Raw genomic sequence first — 15,089 nt, 5'->3', positions numbered from 1 at the left:
ATGTTTTTGAAAGTTATGGATGCTCAAAAAGCATATGGAGAAGGTGAAAGTAAGGTTCAAGTACTAAAAGGGGCAACTTTTACTTTAGAAGAAAGTAAAATATGCACTATTCTAGGTCCATCTGGCTCAGGGAAATCAACTTTATTAAATGTTATTGGAGGATTAGAGGGGATAGATGTAGGTGAAGTGAATATAGATAACATTTTGGTTTCTAGTCTTAATTCTGAGGAATTAGCGGCTTATAGAAGAGAAAAATTAGGATTTATATTTCAATTTTATAATCTAATACCTAATCTTACAGTTAAAGAAAATATTGAAGTGTGTGAATATCTTACAGATGATCCTTTAAATAAAGAAGAATTATTAGCAAGTTTGGGCTTATTAGAACATCAGGATAAATTTCCAAGGCATTTATCAGGGGGGCAACAGCAAAGAACAGCTATAGCAAGAGCACTTATTAAAAACCCTAAACTGTTACTTTGTGATGAACCAACTGGTGCTTTAGATTATAAGACGTCAAAGGAAATACTTGAACTTTTAGAATCAGTTAATGAAAGGTATGGTACGACTATGATTATAGTAACTCATAATGATGCCATTAAGTATATGTCTCATAAAGTTGTAAAAGTTAGAGACGGACGAATTGAAGAAGAATATGAAAATGATACTATAATGAAAGCCAAGGATATTACATGGTAGATATAATAGTAAAATCATAAATATGAAAAAATTATATGAACAATTGTTATATTATTTTTTGACTGAGCTATAAGTTGAAAGGGATGAATAAATGATATTAAATAAGAGAATTTTCCGAGAATTTAAAGAAAATATAGCAAGATATTTAGGATTAATACTATTAGTTTTAATAAGTTCTATGTTAATAGTTGGATTTGCAGATTCGGCAGATTCTATTATATTTACAGGAGAAAAAGCTGCATTAGAAAATAATCTTGAAGATGGGGAATTTTATGTCAATGATGAATTAAATAGTATAGCCCTTGAAAAGATAAGAGCTTTGGGAGTCACAATAGAAGAAAATTTTTATGTAGATTATAAAATTTACGATAATCAAACAATTAGAATATATAAGGAAAGAAAAAATATAAATAAAATTTCAATAACTCAAGGCAGTGATTTGAGTTATGAAAATCAAATTGTTATAGATTCACATTTTGGAAAAAGTAATAACTATAAGATTTTAAGTGAATTAACTATTCAAAATAAAAATTATAAAATTGTTGGATATGGATCTGCTCCAGACCGTACGAAAATTCTTCAAAAGTCAAGTGATATACTCCCTAATCCAAAAAGTTTTGGTATTGGTTTTATTAGAGAGGAGGAGTTCAAAAGTCTAAAGAATATATCGTATTCTTACTCATATAAATTGAATGGAGTTTCAGTCGATAAGGTTAAGAATATAGTTTTCAATAATTCTAGTGTTACAGAATTTATTAAAACTTCTGATAATTCAAGAGCTATAGGGTATTTGGATGACAGCAGATCTAATAAAAATATATCAATAATAATTGGTATAGTGTTAAATATAATGAGCGGTTTTATGATTTCAATGTCTAGTATAAGTTCGATAGAAGAAGAAAGTCCAATAGTAGGAGCATTATATTCCTTAGGGTATGTAAAAAAAGAAATATTGAGACATTTTATGATTTTGCCTACAGTAATTGTGAGTATAGGTTCTATCATTGGAACAGGTTTAGGATTTTTTATAGAAAAATCAATAGGAGAAGCTACTATAAAAAACTATGTTCTTCCCAATATTGAAGGCATATTTCCTCTGTATTTGATTGCTGTAGGAGTAGTAGTTCCAATAATAATAGTGTTTTTAATTAACTATTTTATTATTTCTAGAAAACTTAACAGTACCCCACTTCAATTATTGAAAAGAGAAAAGAAGGCAAGTAAATTAAATACAATAAAAATAAATTTTTTTAGTTTTGTTACTAAGTTTAGATTAAGGGAATTTCTTAGAGAAATCAGAGGAAATATTATTTTATTTGGTGGAATTTTTATTTCAACTTTTTTGCTTATTTTTGGTGTTTCTATAAATTCAGCAATAAATGAGTACATAAAAGAAGTACAGAAAGAAACCCAATATAGTTATATGTATACTTTAAAGCTTCCAATTGAAATTGTAGAGAGTAATAATCTTGAAAAATGTACTATTAAAAATTTATCTTTTAACTTTGAAGACATTAATAGAGATATGGATATAACTTTAGAAGGGATTAATGAGAAATCAAATTTTTATTCCTTTAGCATAGCAGAAGATGATCCAGGTATATACATTTCGGATAGTGTAAAGAATAAATTTCATTTAAATATTGGAGATACAATTAATTTAAAGGATAAAAGTGAAAATAAAATAATTACTTTGAAGATAAATGGAATTGTAGATTATAAGTCATCACTCAATATATTCATGAATAGAGCTCAATTAAATAAATTATTAAAGGAGGATAAAGCTTATTTTAATGGGTATTTATCTAATAAAGAACTGAATATTAATGATGATTATGTATATTCAAAAACCACAGCAGCTGATACTATTAAAGCAGCTAAAAGTATGACTTCAGGTATATTACCAATAGTTTTAATTTTGATAGTATTTTCATGTGTTCTTTTTATTTTAAGCATGTATTTATTGTTGAAACTAATGATTGATAAAAGTCTATCGAGTATTTCTTTAGTTAAGATTTTTGGATTTAATAAAAAAGAAATAAATAAGTTGTATTTGGGAAGTTCCTTGTATACAGTATTTGTATCTGCAATGATTTCAATTCCTTTGGCTCTAAAAATTACAAGAATAATTTATCCACGTGCAATAGCAAATGTTCAAGTTTATGTTTCAGTCATACTTGGGGTAAAAGATTATTGTTTTATAATATTTGTAATAATGTTTTCGTATTTTATATGTATGATATTATTGAGAAGACATATTAGCTCCATATCATTAAGTGAAGCTCTTAAAAATAGGGATTAGATAGAAAGCCGCTGAATTCAGCGGCTTTTTTTATTGTGTGCCCAGCATGGCGCAATCTAACGGGTGAAAGTCCCGAGCGTGGGTTGATAGTGCCCTAAACACATAGCTAAGAGCAAGGGTTTCCTCGGCGACGAGGAATCTTAAGTAAGCTGGAGGCAAATTTCTGGTCTGACGGACAGAAACTACATCAAGCATATATATGTGGTAAGGTTGTAATCACTTTTTACACAGAAAATATTCTTTCTATTCCCTAAATTCGACTTTTAATTCCAAAAATGTAAAGCATAAAATGATAAAATTCGATAGATATAATGTATTTGACATATCCCAATGTAAATATTAAAAATCAAAAAATTAGTATAAATAATTATTCAAAAGATTGTAAATGAAAGGGGCTTACAATATGAAATATGAATTAACACATGCACAAAGAAGGATCTTAAATGCTGATAGTTTATATCAAAATTCATCAATATCAAATATTGGAGGCATATGTTATGTTCCAGGAGATGTTGATTTTAAGACATTAGGTAAAGCAATTGCTGGAGTTGTAAAGAAAAATGAAATTTTCCAGTTTGAGTTTAAAAAAGATAATGGGCAGGTGTATCAAGAACAAAATGAAATTAAACAAAATGAAATTGAATTTATTGATTTTAATAATGATAAAAGTAAATTTAATAAGTGGAGTAGACAGTTTTTTGATGAGTCTATGAGTGTGTCAGACAAATTTTTATATAAGTTTGCTTTATTTAAGCTAGATGATAAAAGAAAAGGATATTTAGCTAAATGTCACCATATAATTTCAGATGGATATTCACTAGCAACAATAGGAAAACAAGTAGGAAAAATTTATGATAATTTGTTAAACATAAGAGAATCAGAAATAATTACAGTCCCTTATTCTGAATATATTAAATCGGAGAGGGACTATTTGCAATCTGAAAAATTTTTAAGGGATAAGGAATTTTGGAATGAAGAGTTTTCTAATCTAAATGAAGAATTTTTATTTAAAGAAACTTATGATTCCAGAGGAAATAGCTATAAATATAAAATTTCAAAAGAACTAATTGATAAATTACATAAGTTATTAAGTGAAAATAATATATCAAGAAGCACATTTTTTATGTCCTTACTATATTTATATATTTATAAGCAGACAGGAGAAAAAGATATAGTAATTGGAATGCCTGTTTACAATAGGATTAGTAAACGAATGAGAGAAGCTATAGGTATGTTTGTAAGTACAGTGCCAGTAAATTTTAAAATTAATAATGAACTTAATTTTAAAGATTTTATTAAAGAGTTAAATGGTAAATTAAGAAGCTGTTACAAGCATCAAAGTTATCCATATAATGTATTAGTTAATGATTTAAAGTTACCTGCAAAAGGGTATGATGGATTATTTAAAATTGTTTTTAATTATTATAATGATTCTTTTAGATATCCTATGAATAATAGTGAAATACAGGTAGAAGAAATAACGTCTAAACAAGTAGGCGTTCCTTTAAATTTAATTCTAAAAGATTTTAGTGAGTCAAATTTAGAGTTAGAGTTTCAATATAGAATCAGTGAATTTAGCGAAAATGAAATCAAAATTATGTGCAAGTGCATTAATAATATGTTAGAACAATTAGTTGATAATATCTATATATGTGTTAAAGACCTTAAGTTGGTAGATAGGACAGAAGAGAAAGTTTTACTAAAAGATTTTAATGTTACTAATTTTCCGTATAATAAAGTTACAACTATAAAGGAACTATTTGAGGAACAAGTTGAGAAAACCCCTAATAATATAGCTGTAGTATATAGAAATAAAAAGTTAACCTATAAAGAGCTTAATGAAAGAGCAAATTCTTTAGCAAGGTTTTTAATAGGAAAAGGTGTTAAAGCGGAAACTGTAGTTGGAATAATGGTAGATAGATCTTTAGAAATGCTTATAGGAATAATAGGAATATTAAAGGCAGGAGGAGCATATTTGCCAATAGATCCTGAATATCCAGATGATAGAATTAAGTATATTTTAAAAGATAGTAAAACTAAAATTCTTTTAACACAAGATGAATTGTTAGTAACAGTAAATTACTTTGGAGAAGTAATAAGCTTGGATGACAGTAGTGTATATGAAATGGAAAATAGCAACGTCAATATTAAAGGAAACTCAAATGATTTGGCATATGTTATATACACTTCGGGTACAACTGGAAAACCTAAAGGCGTAATGGTGGAGCAAGAGTCACTTGTGAATTTATGCATATGGCATAATGAATATTATGAAGTAACAGAAAAAGATAGAGCAACAAAATATGCAGGGTTTGGATTTGATGCATCAGTGTGGGAAATATTCCCTTACATAATAGCTGGGGCAGCTTTATATATAATAGATAAAACTATAATGCTTGACAAATTTTCACTAAATAAATATTATGAGCAAAACCAAATAACAATAAGTTTTTTACCTACTCAGATGTGTGAAGAATTTATGAATTTAGAAAATAAATACCTTAGAAAACTGCTAACTGGAGCAGATAAATTAAAAGTTTTTAAGAAACAAACGTATGAATTAGTTAACAACTATGGTCCAACAGAAAATGCAGTAGTTACAACAAGTTTTAAGGTAAATAAAAACTATAATAACATACCAATTGGGAAACCGATAAATAATAGTAAAATTTATATATTAGGAATCGATAATGGTTTAATGCCAATTGGAGTAGTGGGAGAATTGTGTGTTTCAGGAGATGGTATAGCAAGAGGATATATAAATAGAGATGATTTAACAAAAGAAAAATTTGTAGATAATCCATTTGAAAAAGGATTAAAGATGTATAGAACAGGAGATTTAGCGAGATGGCTTCCAGATGGAAATATCGAATATTTAGGAAGAATAGATAATCAGATAAAAATAAGAGGCTTTAGAATTGAAATTGGAGAAATTGAAAATCAGTTTTTGAAAATAGAAGGAATAAATGAAGTTGTAGTAATAGGTAAAAAAGATAAAAACGAAAATACATATTTGTGTGCATATGTATCAATGGAAAAGGAATTAGAGGTGGCAAAGCTGAAAGAGGAATTGGCCAAAGAACTTCCAGATTATATGTTGCCAAAATATATAATAAAGATAGATCGGCTTCCGTTGACACCGAATGGAAAAGTTGATAAGAAGGCTCTTCCGGAAATTGATATATCTGAAATAGTAAATACAGAATATAAGTCACCTAGAAACGAAATAGAAGATGCTTTAGTAGAAGCATGGAAAGAAGTTTTAGGAATAGATAAAATAGGAATTAATGATAATTACTACGAATTGGGTGGAGATTCAATAAAATCAATACAGATAGTATCAGCGTTACATAACAGTGGTATTAAATTAGAAATAAAAGATTTAATGAAGTATCAAACAATAGAGGAATTAAGTAAGAGGGTTAAGTATAATCAGGTTAAAGTAGAACAAGGTATAATAGAAGGAGAAGTATACTTTTCACCAATACAAAAGTGGTTTTTAGACAATAACTTTGCTAACCAAAATCATTTCAATCAGGCCTTTAGTTTTGATATAAAAAATGGTATTGATGAACAAATATTAAAGCAAGCTTTTATAGAAATAATGAAGCATCATGATGCTTTGAGAATGAGCTATGTAAAGAAAGATAATAAAATAAATCAAATAAATAGAAATATAGAAGATATACAAAATATGTTCACGTTAAATATATATAATATTGAAAATGAGGAAAATTGTGAAAAAGAAGTAGAAGCTTTATCAAATAAAATACAGGAAGGTCTTTCTTTAGAAAAAGGTATTTTGGTAAAACTTGGGGTGTTCAAAACAAATAAAGGCGACCATTTGCTTATAGCAATACATCATATGATTATTGATGGTGTTTCATGGAGAATATTACTTGAAGATTTGGAAAAGGCTTATAAGAGTATTAAATGTGGGAAACAAGTAGTACTTCCTCAAAAGACCACTTCATATAAAGCTTGGGTGAAAAACCTTTATGAATATTCTAATAGTAAAGAACTTCATAGAGAAAAGGAATATTGGAGTAATTTAGAAAGTGTAGACATTAAAGAACTTCCAAAGGATTTTAATAAGTCTAAAAGTATTGTAGGTAATAGTAAGAATATTACTATAAGTCTATCGAGAGGTGAAACTGAAAGATTACTTAGGAAGACCAATAAAGCTTATAATACAGATATAAATGATATACTTCTATGTTCCTTAGGATTAGCTGTTAAGCAGTGGAGCAAAAATGATGAAATTCTTATAGGACTCGAAGGTCATGGAAGGGAAGAAATAATAGAGGAGGTTTCAATAAATAGGACGATAGGATGGTTTACATCTACTTGTCCAGTTATATTGGATATGAAAAACAGTGACGATATTGGGTATTCGATAAAATATACAAAAGAAACCTTAAGACATATACCAAATAAAGGTGTAGGATATGGAATATTGAAATATCTAACTAATTTTGAGAATAAGAAGGATATTTCCTTGAAGTTAAATCCTGAAATAGGTTTTAATTATTTAGGGGAATTTGGTAAAAATAGTGATGAGACTTTATTTAAATTTTCAGATTTATCAAGTGGAAAAGCTATTTCAGAACAAAATGAAAAAATAAATAGTATTGAGATAAATGGATTTGTAATAGATGGTGAACTAAAATTCATAATTAACTATAGTATAGAAGAATATAAACAAGAGACTATAGAAAAATTAACTGAATTGTATAGAAAAAAATTGCTTGAAATTATAGAACATTGTGAACTTATAAAAGAAGTAGAAAGAACACCTTGGGATTACGGAGATAAAGAATTAAAGATAGAGGATTTGAATAAAATAATATCTTACAAAAAGGAAATAACAAAAATACACTCTCTAACACCAATGCAGGAAGGTATATTATATAATTCAATAATTGATAGTGACTCTCACGCATATTTTGAACAAAGTGTATTTACAGTGACCGGACTACTTGATATAGAAATATTAAACAAAGCTTTTAATAAGCTTATTGAAAAATACGAAATATTAAGGACAACCTTTTTAAATGAAAATATAAGTAAACCTAAGCAAGTGGTTTTAGGTAAGAGAGAATTAAAGATATATTATAATGACATAAGTGATTTAGCAGTTGATAAGGAAGAGTATTTAGAAGAATTTAAAAATAAGGATAAAGACAGAGGGTTTGACTTAAAAAATGATTGCTTAATTAGGGTATCTGTAATAAAGACGGGTAAAGATATTTTTAAAATTATTTATAGTTTTCATCATATAATTATGGATGGTTGGTGTCTAGGAATAATAATAAAAGATGTAATAGATATGTATCGGTTAATATCTAAAAATAAAGAGGTAATGTTTGATGAAACAGAAGAGTATAGTGGTTATTTAGAATGGTTAGATAAACAAGATAAAGAATACCAGTTAAACTATTGGAGCAATTACCTTTCAGAATATGAGCAAGAAGTTAGTATTCCTAAATTCAATACTGAAGTTAAGAACTTTATTAATGAAGAGGAAAAAATCATAATTAGTGAAGATTTAACCTGTAAATTAAAGAAAATGGCAGAAATGAATTCAATAACTTTAAATTCTGTTATACAAACAGCTTGGGGAATATTATTACAGAAATATAATGATGCAAATGATGTAGTATTTGGTTCTGTTGTTTCTGGAAGGCCAAGTGAAATTAATAGTATAGAAAATATAGTTGGACTATTTATAAATACTGTTCCTGTTAGAGTAAAAGCAGAAGATAACGCAGAGTTTATTGACATTGCAAAGAAAATGAATGAAGATTTTATTGAAGTTAATTCACATAGTTATTGTTCCTTGGCAGAAATACAAGCTTTAACAAGCATGAAAACTAATCTTATTAATAATATTGTTGCATTTGAGAATTATCCTATTGATAGAGATATGTTGAATTCTTATATATCTGATGAATCAGGAATTAAAATAATTAATGATGTAGAAATGTTCGAACAAATAAATTATGACTTTGCATTACTTGTAATACCTGGTGATAATCTTACTTTTAAAATAAAATATAATGGAAATGTTTATAGTAAAGAAACTATAAAACAGATAATTAATAATTTATATACTGAATTAAATTGCGTGATTGGAAATCCTAATATTAAGTTAAGAGACATAGATATATTAAGTTCGGATGAAAAAAATAAATTATTAAAAGAATATAATAACACAAGAATGGATATTCCTAACGATGCCACAATAATAGATTTATTTGAAAAGCAAGTGGAGAAAACTCCTAATAATATAGTTGCAGTATATAAGGAAAAGAAGTTAACATATAGAGAACTTAATGAAAAATCTAATTCTTTAGCAAGGATCTTAATAAAAAAAGGTGTTAAGGCAGAAACAATAGTTGGAATAATGGTAGATAGATCTTTAGAAATGCTTATTGGAATAATGGGAGTATTAAAAGCTGGAGGAGCATATTTGCCAATAGATTCTGAATATCCTGAAGATAGAATAAAATATATGTTAGAAGATAGTAGAGCAAGAATTCTTTTAACACAAAATAAATTATTAAAAAATATAAATTATGAAGGAGAAACAATAGATTTAGAGGCTGCTAACTTATATGAAAAAGAAAAAAGTAATATAAGAATTGTAAGAAAAGTTAATGATTTGGCATATGTTATATATACATCAGGGACAACAGGAAAACCTAAAGGGGTAATGGTAGAGCAAAAAGCACTTGTGAATTTATGTTTATGGCATAATGAATACTATGAAGTAACAGAAATAGATAGAGCAGCAAAATATGCTGGTTTTGGTTTTGATGCATCAGTGTGGGAAATATTCCCTTACATTATATCAGGAGCAGCATTATATATAGTAGAGAAAGCTATAATGCTGGATAAAGATCAATTAAATAAATATTATGAAAAAAATCAAATAACTATAGGGTTTTTACCTACTCAAATGTGTGAAGAATTTATTAATTTAAAGAATAAATCCTTAAGAAAATTATTAACTGGAGCTGATAAACTAAATTACTATAAAGAACAAACTTATGAGTTAATTAATAATTATGGTCCAACAGAAAATGCTGTAGTTACAACGAGCTTTAAAGTGGATAAAAACTATAAGAATATACCAATAGGAAAGCCTATAAGCAATTCGAAAATATATATATTAGGAAGAAATAATAGTTTAATGCCTATAGGTGCTACAGGGGAATTATGTGTATCAGGAGATGGATTAGCAAGAGGATATTTAAATAGAGTTGAGCTAACAAGAGAAAAATTTGTAGATAATCCCTTTGAGGAAGGTACAAAGATATATAGGACAGGCGATTTAGCTAGATGGCTTCCAAATGGAAATATAGAATATTTAGGAAGAATAGACAATCAAGTTAAAATAAGAGGTTTTAGAATTGAAATAGGAGAAATAGAAAATCAGCTTTTAAAGATTGAAGGAATAAATGGGGCTGTTGTAATAGCTAATGGAAATGATAATTTAGATAAGCAGCTTTTGGCATATGTAGCTGCAGAGAAAGAATTGGAAGTTGCCTCGATAAAAGATCAACTTTCAAGAGAATTGCCAGTTTATATGATACCAAATCATATAATACAAATGGATAAATTACCAATAACACAAAATGGAAAAGTAAATAGAAAAGCTCTTGCAGAATTAGCTGTTACTCAAATGTCTGAAAGGGAATATGAGCCACCTAGAAATGAAATAGAAGATAAATTAGTAGCTATTTGGGAAGACTTACTAAATGTAAAAAAGGTGGGAATTGATGATAATTTCTATGAACTTGGTGGTCATTCGTTAAAAGGTGCATTATTGAAGAGTAAGATAAAAGAAAACTTAAATATAGAAATACCACTTAATGTGTTGTTTGCTAAACTTACTATTAGGGAATTAAGTGAGTGTATTGATAAGGGGGAATATGCTTGTGAAGATTATATTGTCTTTAATGAGCAGGCTAAAAAGACGGTTATTTGTTTTCCGCCATATATGGCATATGGTTTCTTCTATAATGGAATTGCCGAAAGAGTTAAAGATTATAAAATGTATAGTTATAATTTTATTTACAGTGAGAATTTGATTGAAGATTATGTTAATAGAATTTTAAGCTTAAGTGATGCAAAAAAAATTGTGTTTTTTGGATGGTCTGCTGGAGGTAAGTTAGCAGTTGAAATTGCAGATAAAATGAATAAGATGGGTTATGATGTTACAGATGTAGTATTATTAGATACTATGCCTTTAAATTTTAATAAGATATCAGCAGATGACAACAATAGTCATAAAATATCAAAAGAAAGAGAAGCTCAATTTGCGGCTGAAAATATGGCGGAAGTATTGGAACGTGTTTCGCAAGATATGCCTAAATATTTGGAATTTATAGAGAATGATAATGAGGCAGAAGAGAAAATGACAAAGTATTTAGAATATTATAATTCACCTAGTACTGTAAAGGACGTTACTTCAAAATTACATTTGATTTTAATACCAGATGAATGTAGAGAAGAGGGGGATCTTAAAAATGAAGAAATACATGCTGGATGGAAGCAAATTTCAAAAGATGTGATTACGTACAAAGGTTTTGGAAGACATGAAGATATGCTTAATGATGAGAACATTGATAAAAATGCAAATGTTATATTTAACATTTTTGAAAAAATAGAGTTTTAAAAATAAAATATTGTAAAGAACATTACTGTGACTTAAATTAAAGTAGGGTTTGTATATCAAACCCTACTTTAACTTTATAAATTCAAATTTTTAATTCTATCAATTTAATTTATTAACAGATCGAATAGTTTAATCACAATTATATTAATTAAAAGCATTATAAATTGCTGCTATACCTTTTTCAAAATCATCATTTTCTATACCTACTAAAATATTCATTTCACTTGAACCTTGGTCAATCATTCTAATATTGATTTCAGCATTTGAAAGAGCTGTGAAAATTTTAGCTGCTGTACCTCTTTGTTTAGCCATTCCACGACCAACAGTAGCAATCATAGCTAAATTTGGGTGAACTTCTATTGTGTCTGGGTTACAAGCTCTTTTGATTTCTTCTATTATTACATTTTTCTTATGCTTTAATTGAGAATCTGAAATTACAAGACATACTGTATCTATTCCAGAAGGCATATTTTCAAATGAAATATTATGCTGTTCAAGAATTGATAATAGTTTTCTACAGAAACCAAGTTCTGAATTCATTGATGCTTTTGCAATTGAAATTACGGTAAAATCTTTTTTACCAGCTATACCAGTGACAGTTGTTGGTTTCATAGAACCATCTGTGTCCTTTACTATAAAGGTACCTTCGTCTTGTGGCTTGTTTGTATTTTTAATGTTTATAGGAATTCCGATTTCTCTCACTGGGAAAATTGCATCTTCATGAAGTACTGATGCACCCATATAAGAAAGCTCTCTAAGCTCAGAGTAAGTTATTTTACTTATTGGCTTTGGATTTTGAACTATTCTTGGATCAGCCATCAAGAAACCTGATACATCTGTCCAGTTTTCATAAAGTGTAGCATTGATGCTAGCTGCAACTAAAGCTCCAGTTACATCAGAACCACCTCTTGAGAAGGTGATTATATTTCCTTCCTTATCTGCTCCATAAAATCCAGGAATTACTGCATTTTTGATTTTTGATAATTTTGAATTAAGTGCATAATTTGTTGCTTCAGAATCTAACGAACCATCGATATTAAAAATAATAACATCTTTAGCGTCAACAAATTGAAAGCCTAAATAATTTGCAAGGATTAATCCATTTAAATACTCTCCTCTACTAGCAGCATAGTCACTTGAAGCCCCTTCTTCAAGATCTTTCTTTATAGTATTCAAATGTTCGGCGATATCATAATTTAACTCCAAATCTTTAATGATATTACAATATCTGTCCTTTATAAGGTTGAAGACATCATCAAAAGCTATTCCTGTTGATACGTGAGCATGGCAAAGATATAATAAATCAGTTATTTTGGAATCTTTAGAATTTCTTTTACCAGGTGCTGAAGGAATAACGTATTGTCTTTCAGGATTAGATGATATAATTTCTTTAACTTTTTTGAATTGATTAGCATCTGCTAATGAGCTTCCACCAAATTTTGTTACAATTGTGTTCATAATAATAGCCCCCATATTATAATCTATTTTAATAAATTTACAACTAAGATTGTAGCAATTTATCTAAAAATGTTCAAGAGAATAATTTATAATTTAAAAGGGAATAGTATAAATAAAGGAAGAAATTTTTTCGAAATTGTAAGTTTTCAATTTTCGATTATTAATTAATATCTTTTAGTGGTAATTGAATGTTGTTCAGTAACGATTGACAATTAAGCATGGGTTTCCGTTGACATAACAAGGTTTCATTTGTATAATGAAAGCATAAATCAAATACATTTTGGCAACGGAGTCATGAGATGAATTATTCTTTATGAGTTCGTTTTTTTGTTTTATATAAAATAGTTTTCTGCAGAGCTTATTTTATTAACAATAAAAAATGTAGTTAAAGATGTTTGGTTAACATAATAAAGAAAAATAAAACAAAAACTTTAAAATTTAAAGTTTTTACCACGAAAATATTTATTATATTAAAAAAATCTATTGATTTATTGTGATTAGTGATATATAATTTTATCATTAAGTGGATTGAGCAAAGGCGTTCAATAGATAGCATATGTTACTATTGTTCGCCTTTTTTTAAACAAAAAAAGGGGGGAGTACAAAATGGCAAAGTATACAAAAGAAGATATCATTAACTTAGTAAAGGAAAATGGAGTTAAATTTATTAGACTTCAATTTACAGATATCTTTGGAACTTTAAAGAATGTAGCAATCACAGACAAACAATTAGAAAAGGCACTAAACAATGAGTGCATGTTCGATGGATCATCAATTGATGGGTTCGTAAGAATTGAAGAATCAGATATGAATCTAAGACCTAATTTAGACAGTTTTGTAATTTTTCCATGGAGACCGCAACAAGGTAAGGTTGCAAGATTAATTTGTGACGTTTATAGACCTGACGGAACACCTTTTGAAGGAGATCCAAGGTACGTATTAAAGAAAGCTATTGCAGAAGCAGCTGAACTTGGATATACAATGAATGTTGGACCAGAATGTGAATTTTTCTTATTTGAAACTGATGAAAACGGAAATCCAACAACTAACACTCAAGACAAAGGTGGATATTTTGATTTAGCACCTACAGATTTAGGCGAAAATGCTAGAAGAGATATGACTTTGGCTCTAGAGGAGATGGGCTTTGAAATTGAAGCATCTCATCATGAAGTTGCTGAAGGTCAAAATGAAATTGATTTTAAGTATGGTGATGCATTAACAACAGCTGACAATATTATGACTTTTAAACTAGTTGTTAAATCAATTGCTCAAAGACATGGATTACATGCATCTTTTATGCCAAAGCCAATTTTTGGAATAAATGGATCAGGAATGCACGTAAATATGTCATTATTTAAGGATGGAAAAAATGCTTTTGTTGATGAAAATGACAAGAACGGATTAAGTAAAGTTGCATATCAATTTATAGCAGGATTATTAAAGAATGTAAAAGGTGTTGCAGCAGTAACAAATCCATTAGTTAACTCTTATAAGAGATTAGTTCCAGGATATGAAGCACCAGTTTACTTGGCTTGGTCTTGTAAAAACAGAACTGCATTAATAAGAGTACCAGCAGCAAGAGGAGCAGGTACTAGAGTTGAATTAAGATGTCCAGACCCAAGTTCTAATCCATATTTGGTATTAGCAGTACTTTTACAAGCAGGGTTAGATGGAATTAAGAATAATTTAACAGCACCTGATGAAGTTGAAGCAAATATTTTTGCAATGACTGAACAAGAAAGAAAAGACAATGGAATAGATAATTTACCAAATAATTTATATGAAGCTGTTAACTTTATGCAAGAAAGTGAGTTAGCAAAAAAAGCTTTAGGAGACCATGTATATGAAAACTACCTTGCAGGAAAAGCTGCTGAGTGGGATGATTACAGAACGAAAGTACACGATTGGGAATTAGAACACTATCTTAGTAGATATTAATCTAGTAAT

Annotated in this window: 5 protein-coding genes; 4 read left to right on the top strand and 1 reads right to left on the bottom strand. The window is 28.3% G+C overall.

What is annotated here, in order from left to right; translation table 11 throughout:
* From CSPA_RS21545 to CSPA_RS21535, 3 genes are all read left to right on the top strand, one after another.
* Complete coding sequence (locus tag CSPA_RS21545; protein WP_015394501.1) at positions 1–699, top strand: ABC transporter ATP-binding protein; 699 nt, start codon at positions 1–3, stop codon at positions 697–699.
* Between the two features lie 91 nt (positions 700–790).
* Positions 791–3,001 (top strand): ABC transporter permease, encoded by a 2,211-nt coding sequence (locus CSPA_RS21540; protein ID WP_015394500.1) that lies wholly within the window; start codon positions 791–793, stop codon positions 2,999–3,001.
* 403 nt (positions 3,002–3,404) lie between these two features.
* Positions 3,405–11,684, top strand: a complete 8,280-nt coding sequence (locus CSPA_RS21535; RefSeq protein ID WP_015394499.1) for a non-ribosomal peptide synthetase — start codon at positions 3,405–3,407, stop codon at positions 11,682–11,684.
* A 144-nt stretch (positions 11,685–11,828) separates the two neighbouring features.
* Here CSPA_RS21535 and CSPA_RS21530 read toward each other — a convergent pair whose 3' ends face one another.
* On the bottom strand, positions 11,829–13,142 hold the full coding sequence (locus CSPA_RS21530) for an aspartate kinase (protein ID WP_015394498.1): 1,314 nt from the start codon (positions 13,140–13,142) through the stop codon (positions 11,829–11,831).
* 606 nt (positions 13,143–13,748) lie between these two features.
* Here CSPA_RS21530 and glnA point away from each other — a divergent pair.
* A complete protein-coding gene (gene glnA, locus CSPA_RS21525; RefSeq protein ID WP_015394497.1) occupies positions 13,749–15,080 on the top strand; it encodes a type I glutamate--ammonia ligase in 1,332 nt (443 codons plus the stop codon).
* The last annotated feature ends 9 nt before the right edge of the window (positions 15,081–15,089 follow it).

It is taken from the genome of Clostridium saccharoperbutylacetonicum N1-4(HMT) (assembly GCF_000340885.1).
Taxonomy (GTDB): Bacteria; Bacillota; Clostridia; order Clostridiales; family Clostridiaceae; genus Clostridium; species Clostridium saccharoperbutylacetonicum.
This window is presented reverse-complemented; position numbering and strand designations above follow the sequence as displayed.

What these genes read in the sequence shown, in the direction of transcription:
- CSPA_RS21545 (WP_015394501.1), top strand. Translation starts at nt 1, where the DNA reads ATGTTTTTGAAAGTTATGGATGCTCAAAAAGCATATGGAGAAGGTGAA.
- CSPA_RS21540 (WP_015394500.1), top strand. Translation starts at nt 791, where the DNA reads ATGATATTAAATAAGAGAATTTTCCGAGAATTTAAAGAAAATATAGCA.
- CSPA_RS21535 (WP_015394499.1), top strand. Translation starts at nt 3,405, where the DNA reads ATGAAATATGAATTAACACATGCACAAAGAAGGATCTTAAATGCTGAT.
- CSPA_RS21530 (WP_015394498.1), bottom strand. Translation starts at nt 13,142, where the DNA reads ATGAACACAATTGTAACAAAATTTGGTGGAAGCTCATTAGCAGATGCT.
- glnA (WP_015394497.1), top strand. Translation starts at nt 13,749, where the DNA reads ATGGCAAAGTATACAAAAGAAGATATCATTAACTTAGTAAAGGAAAAT.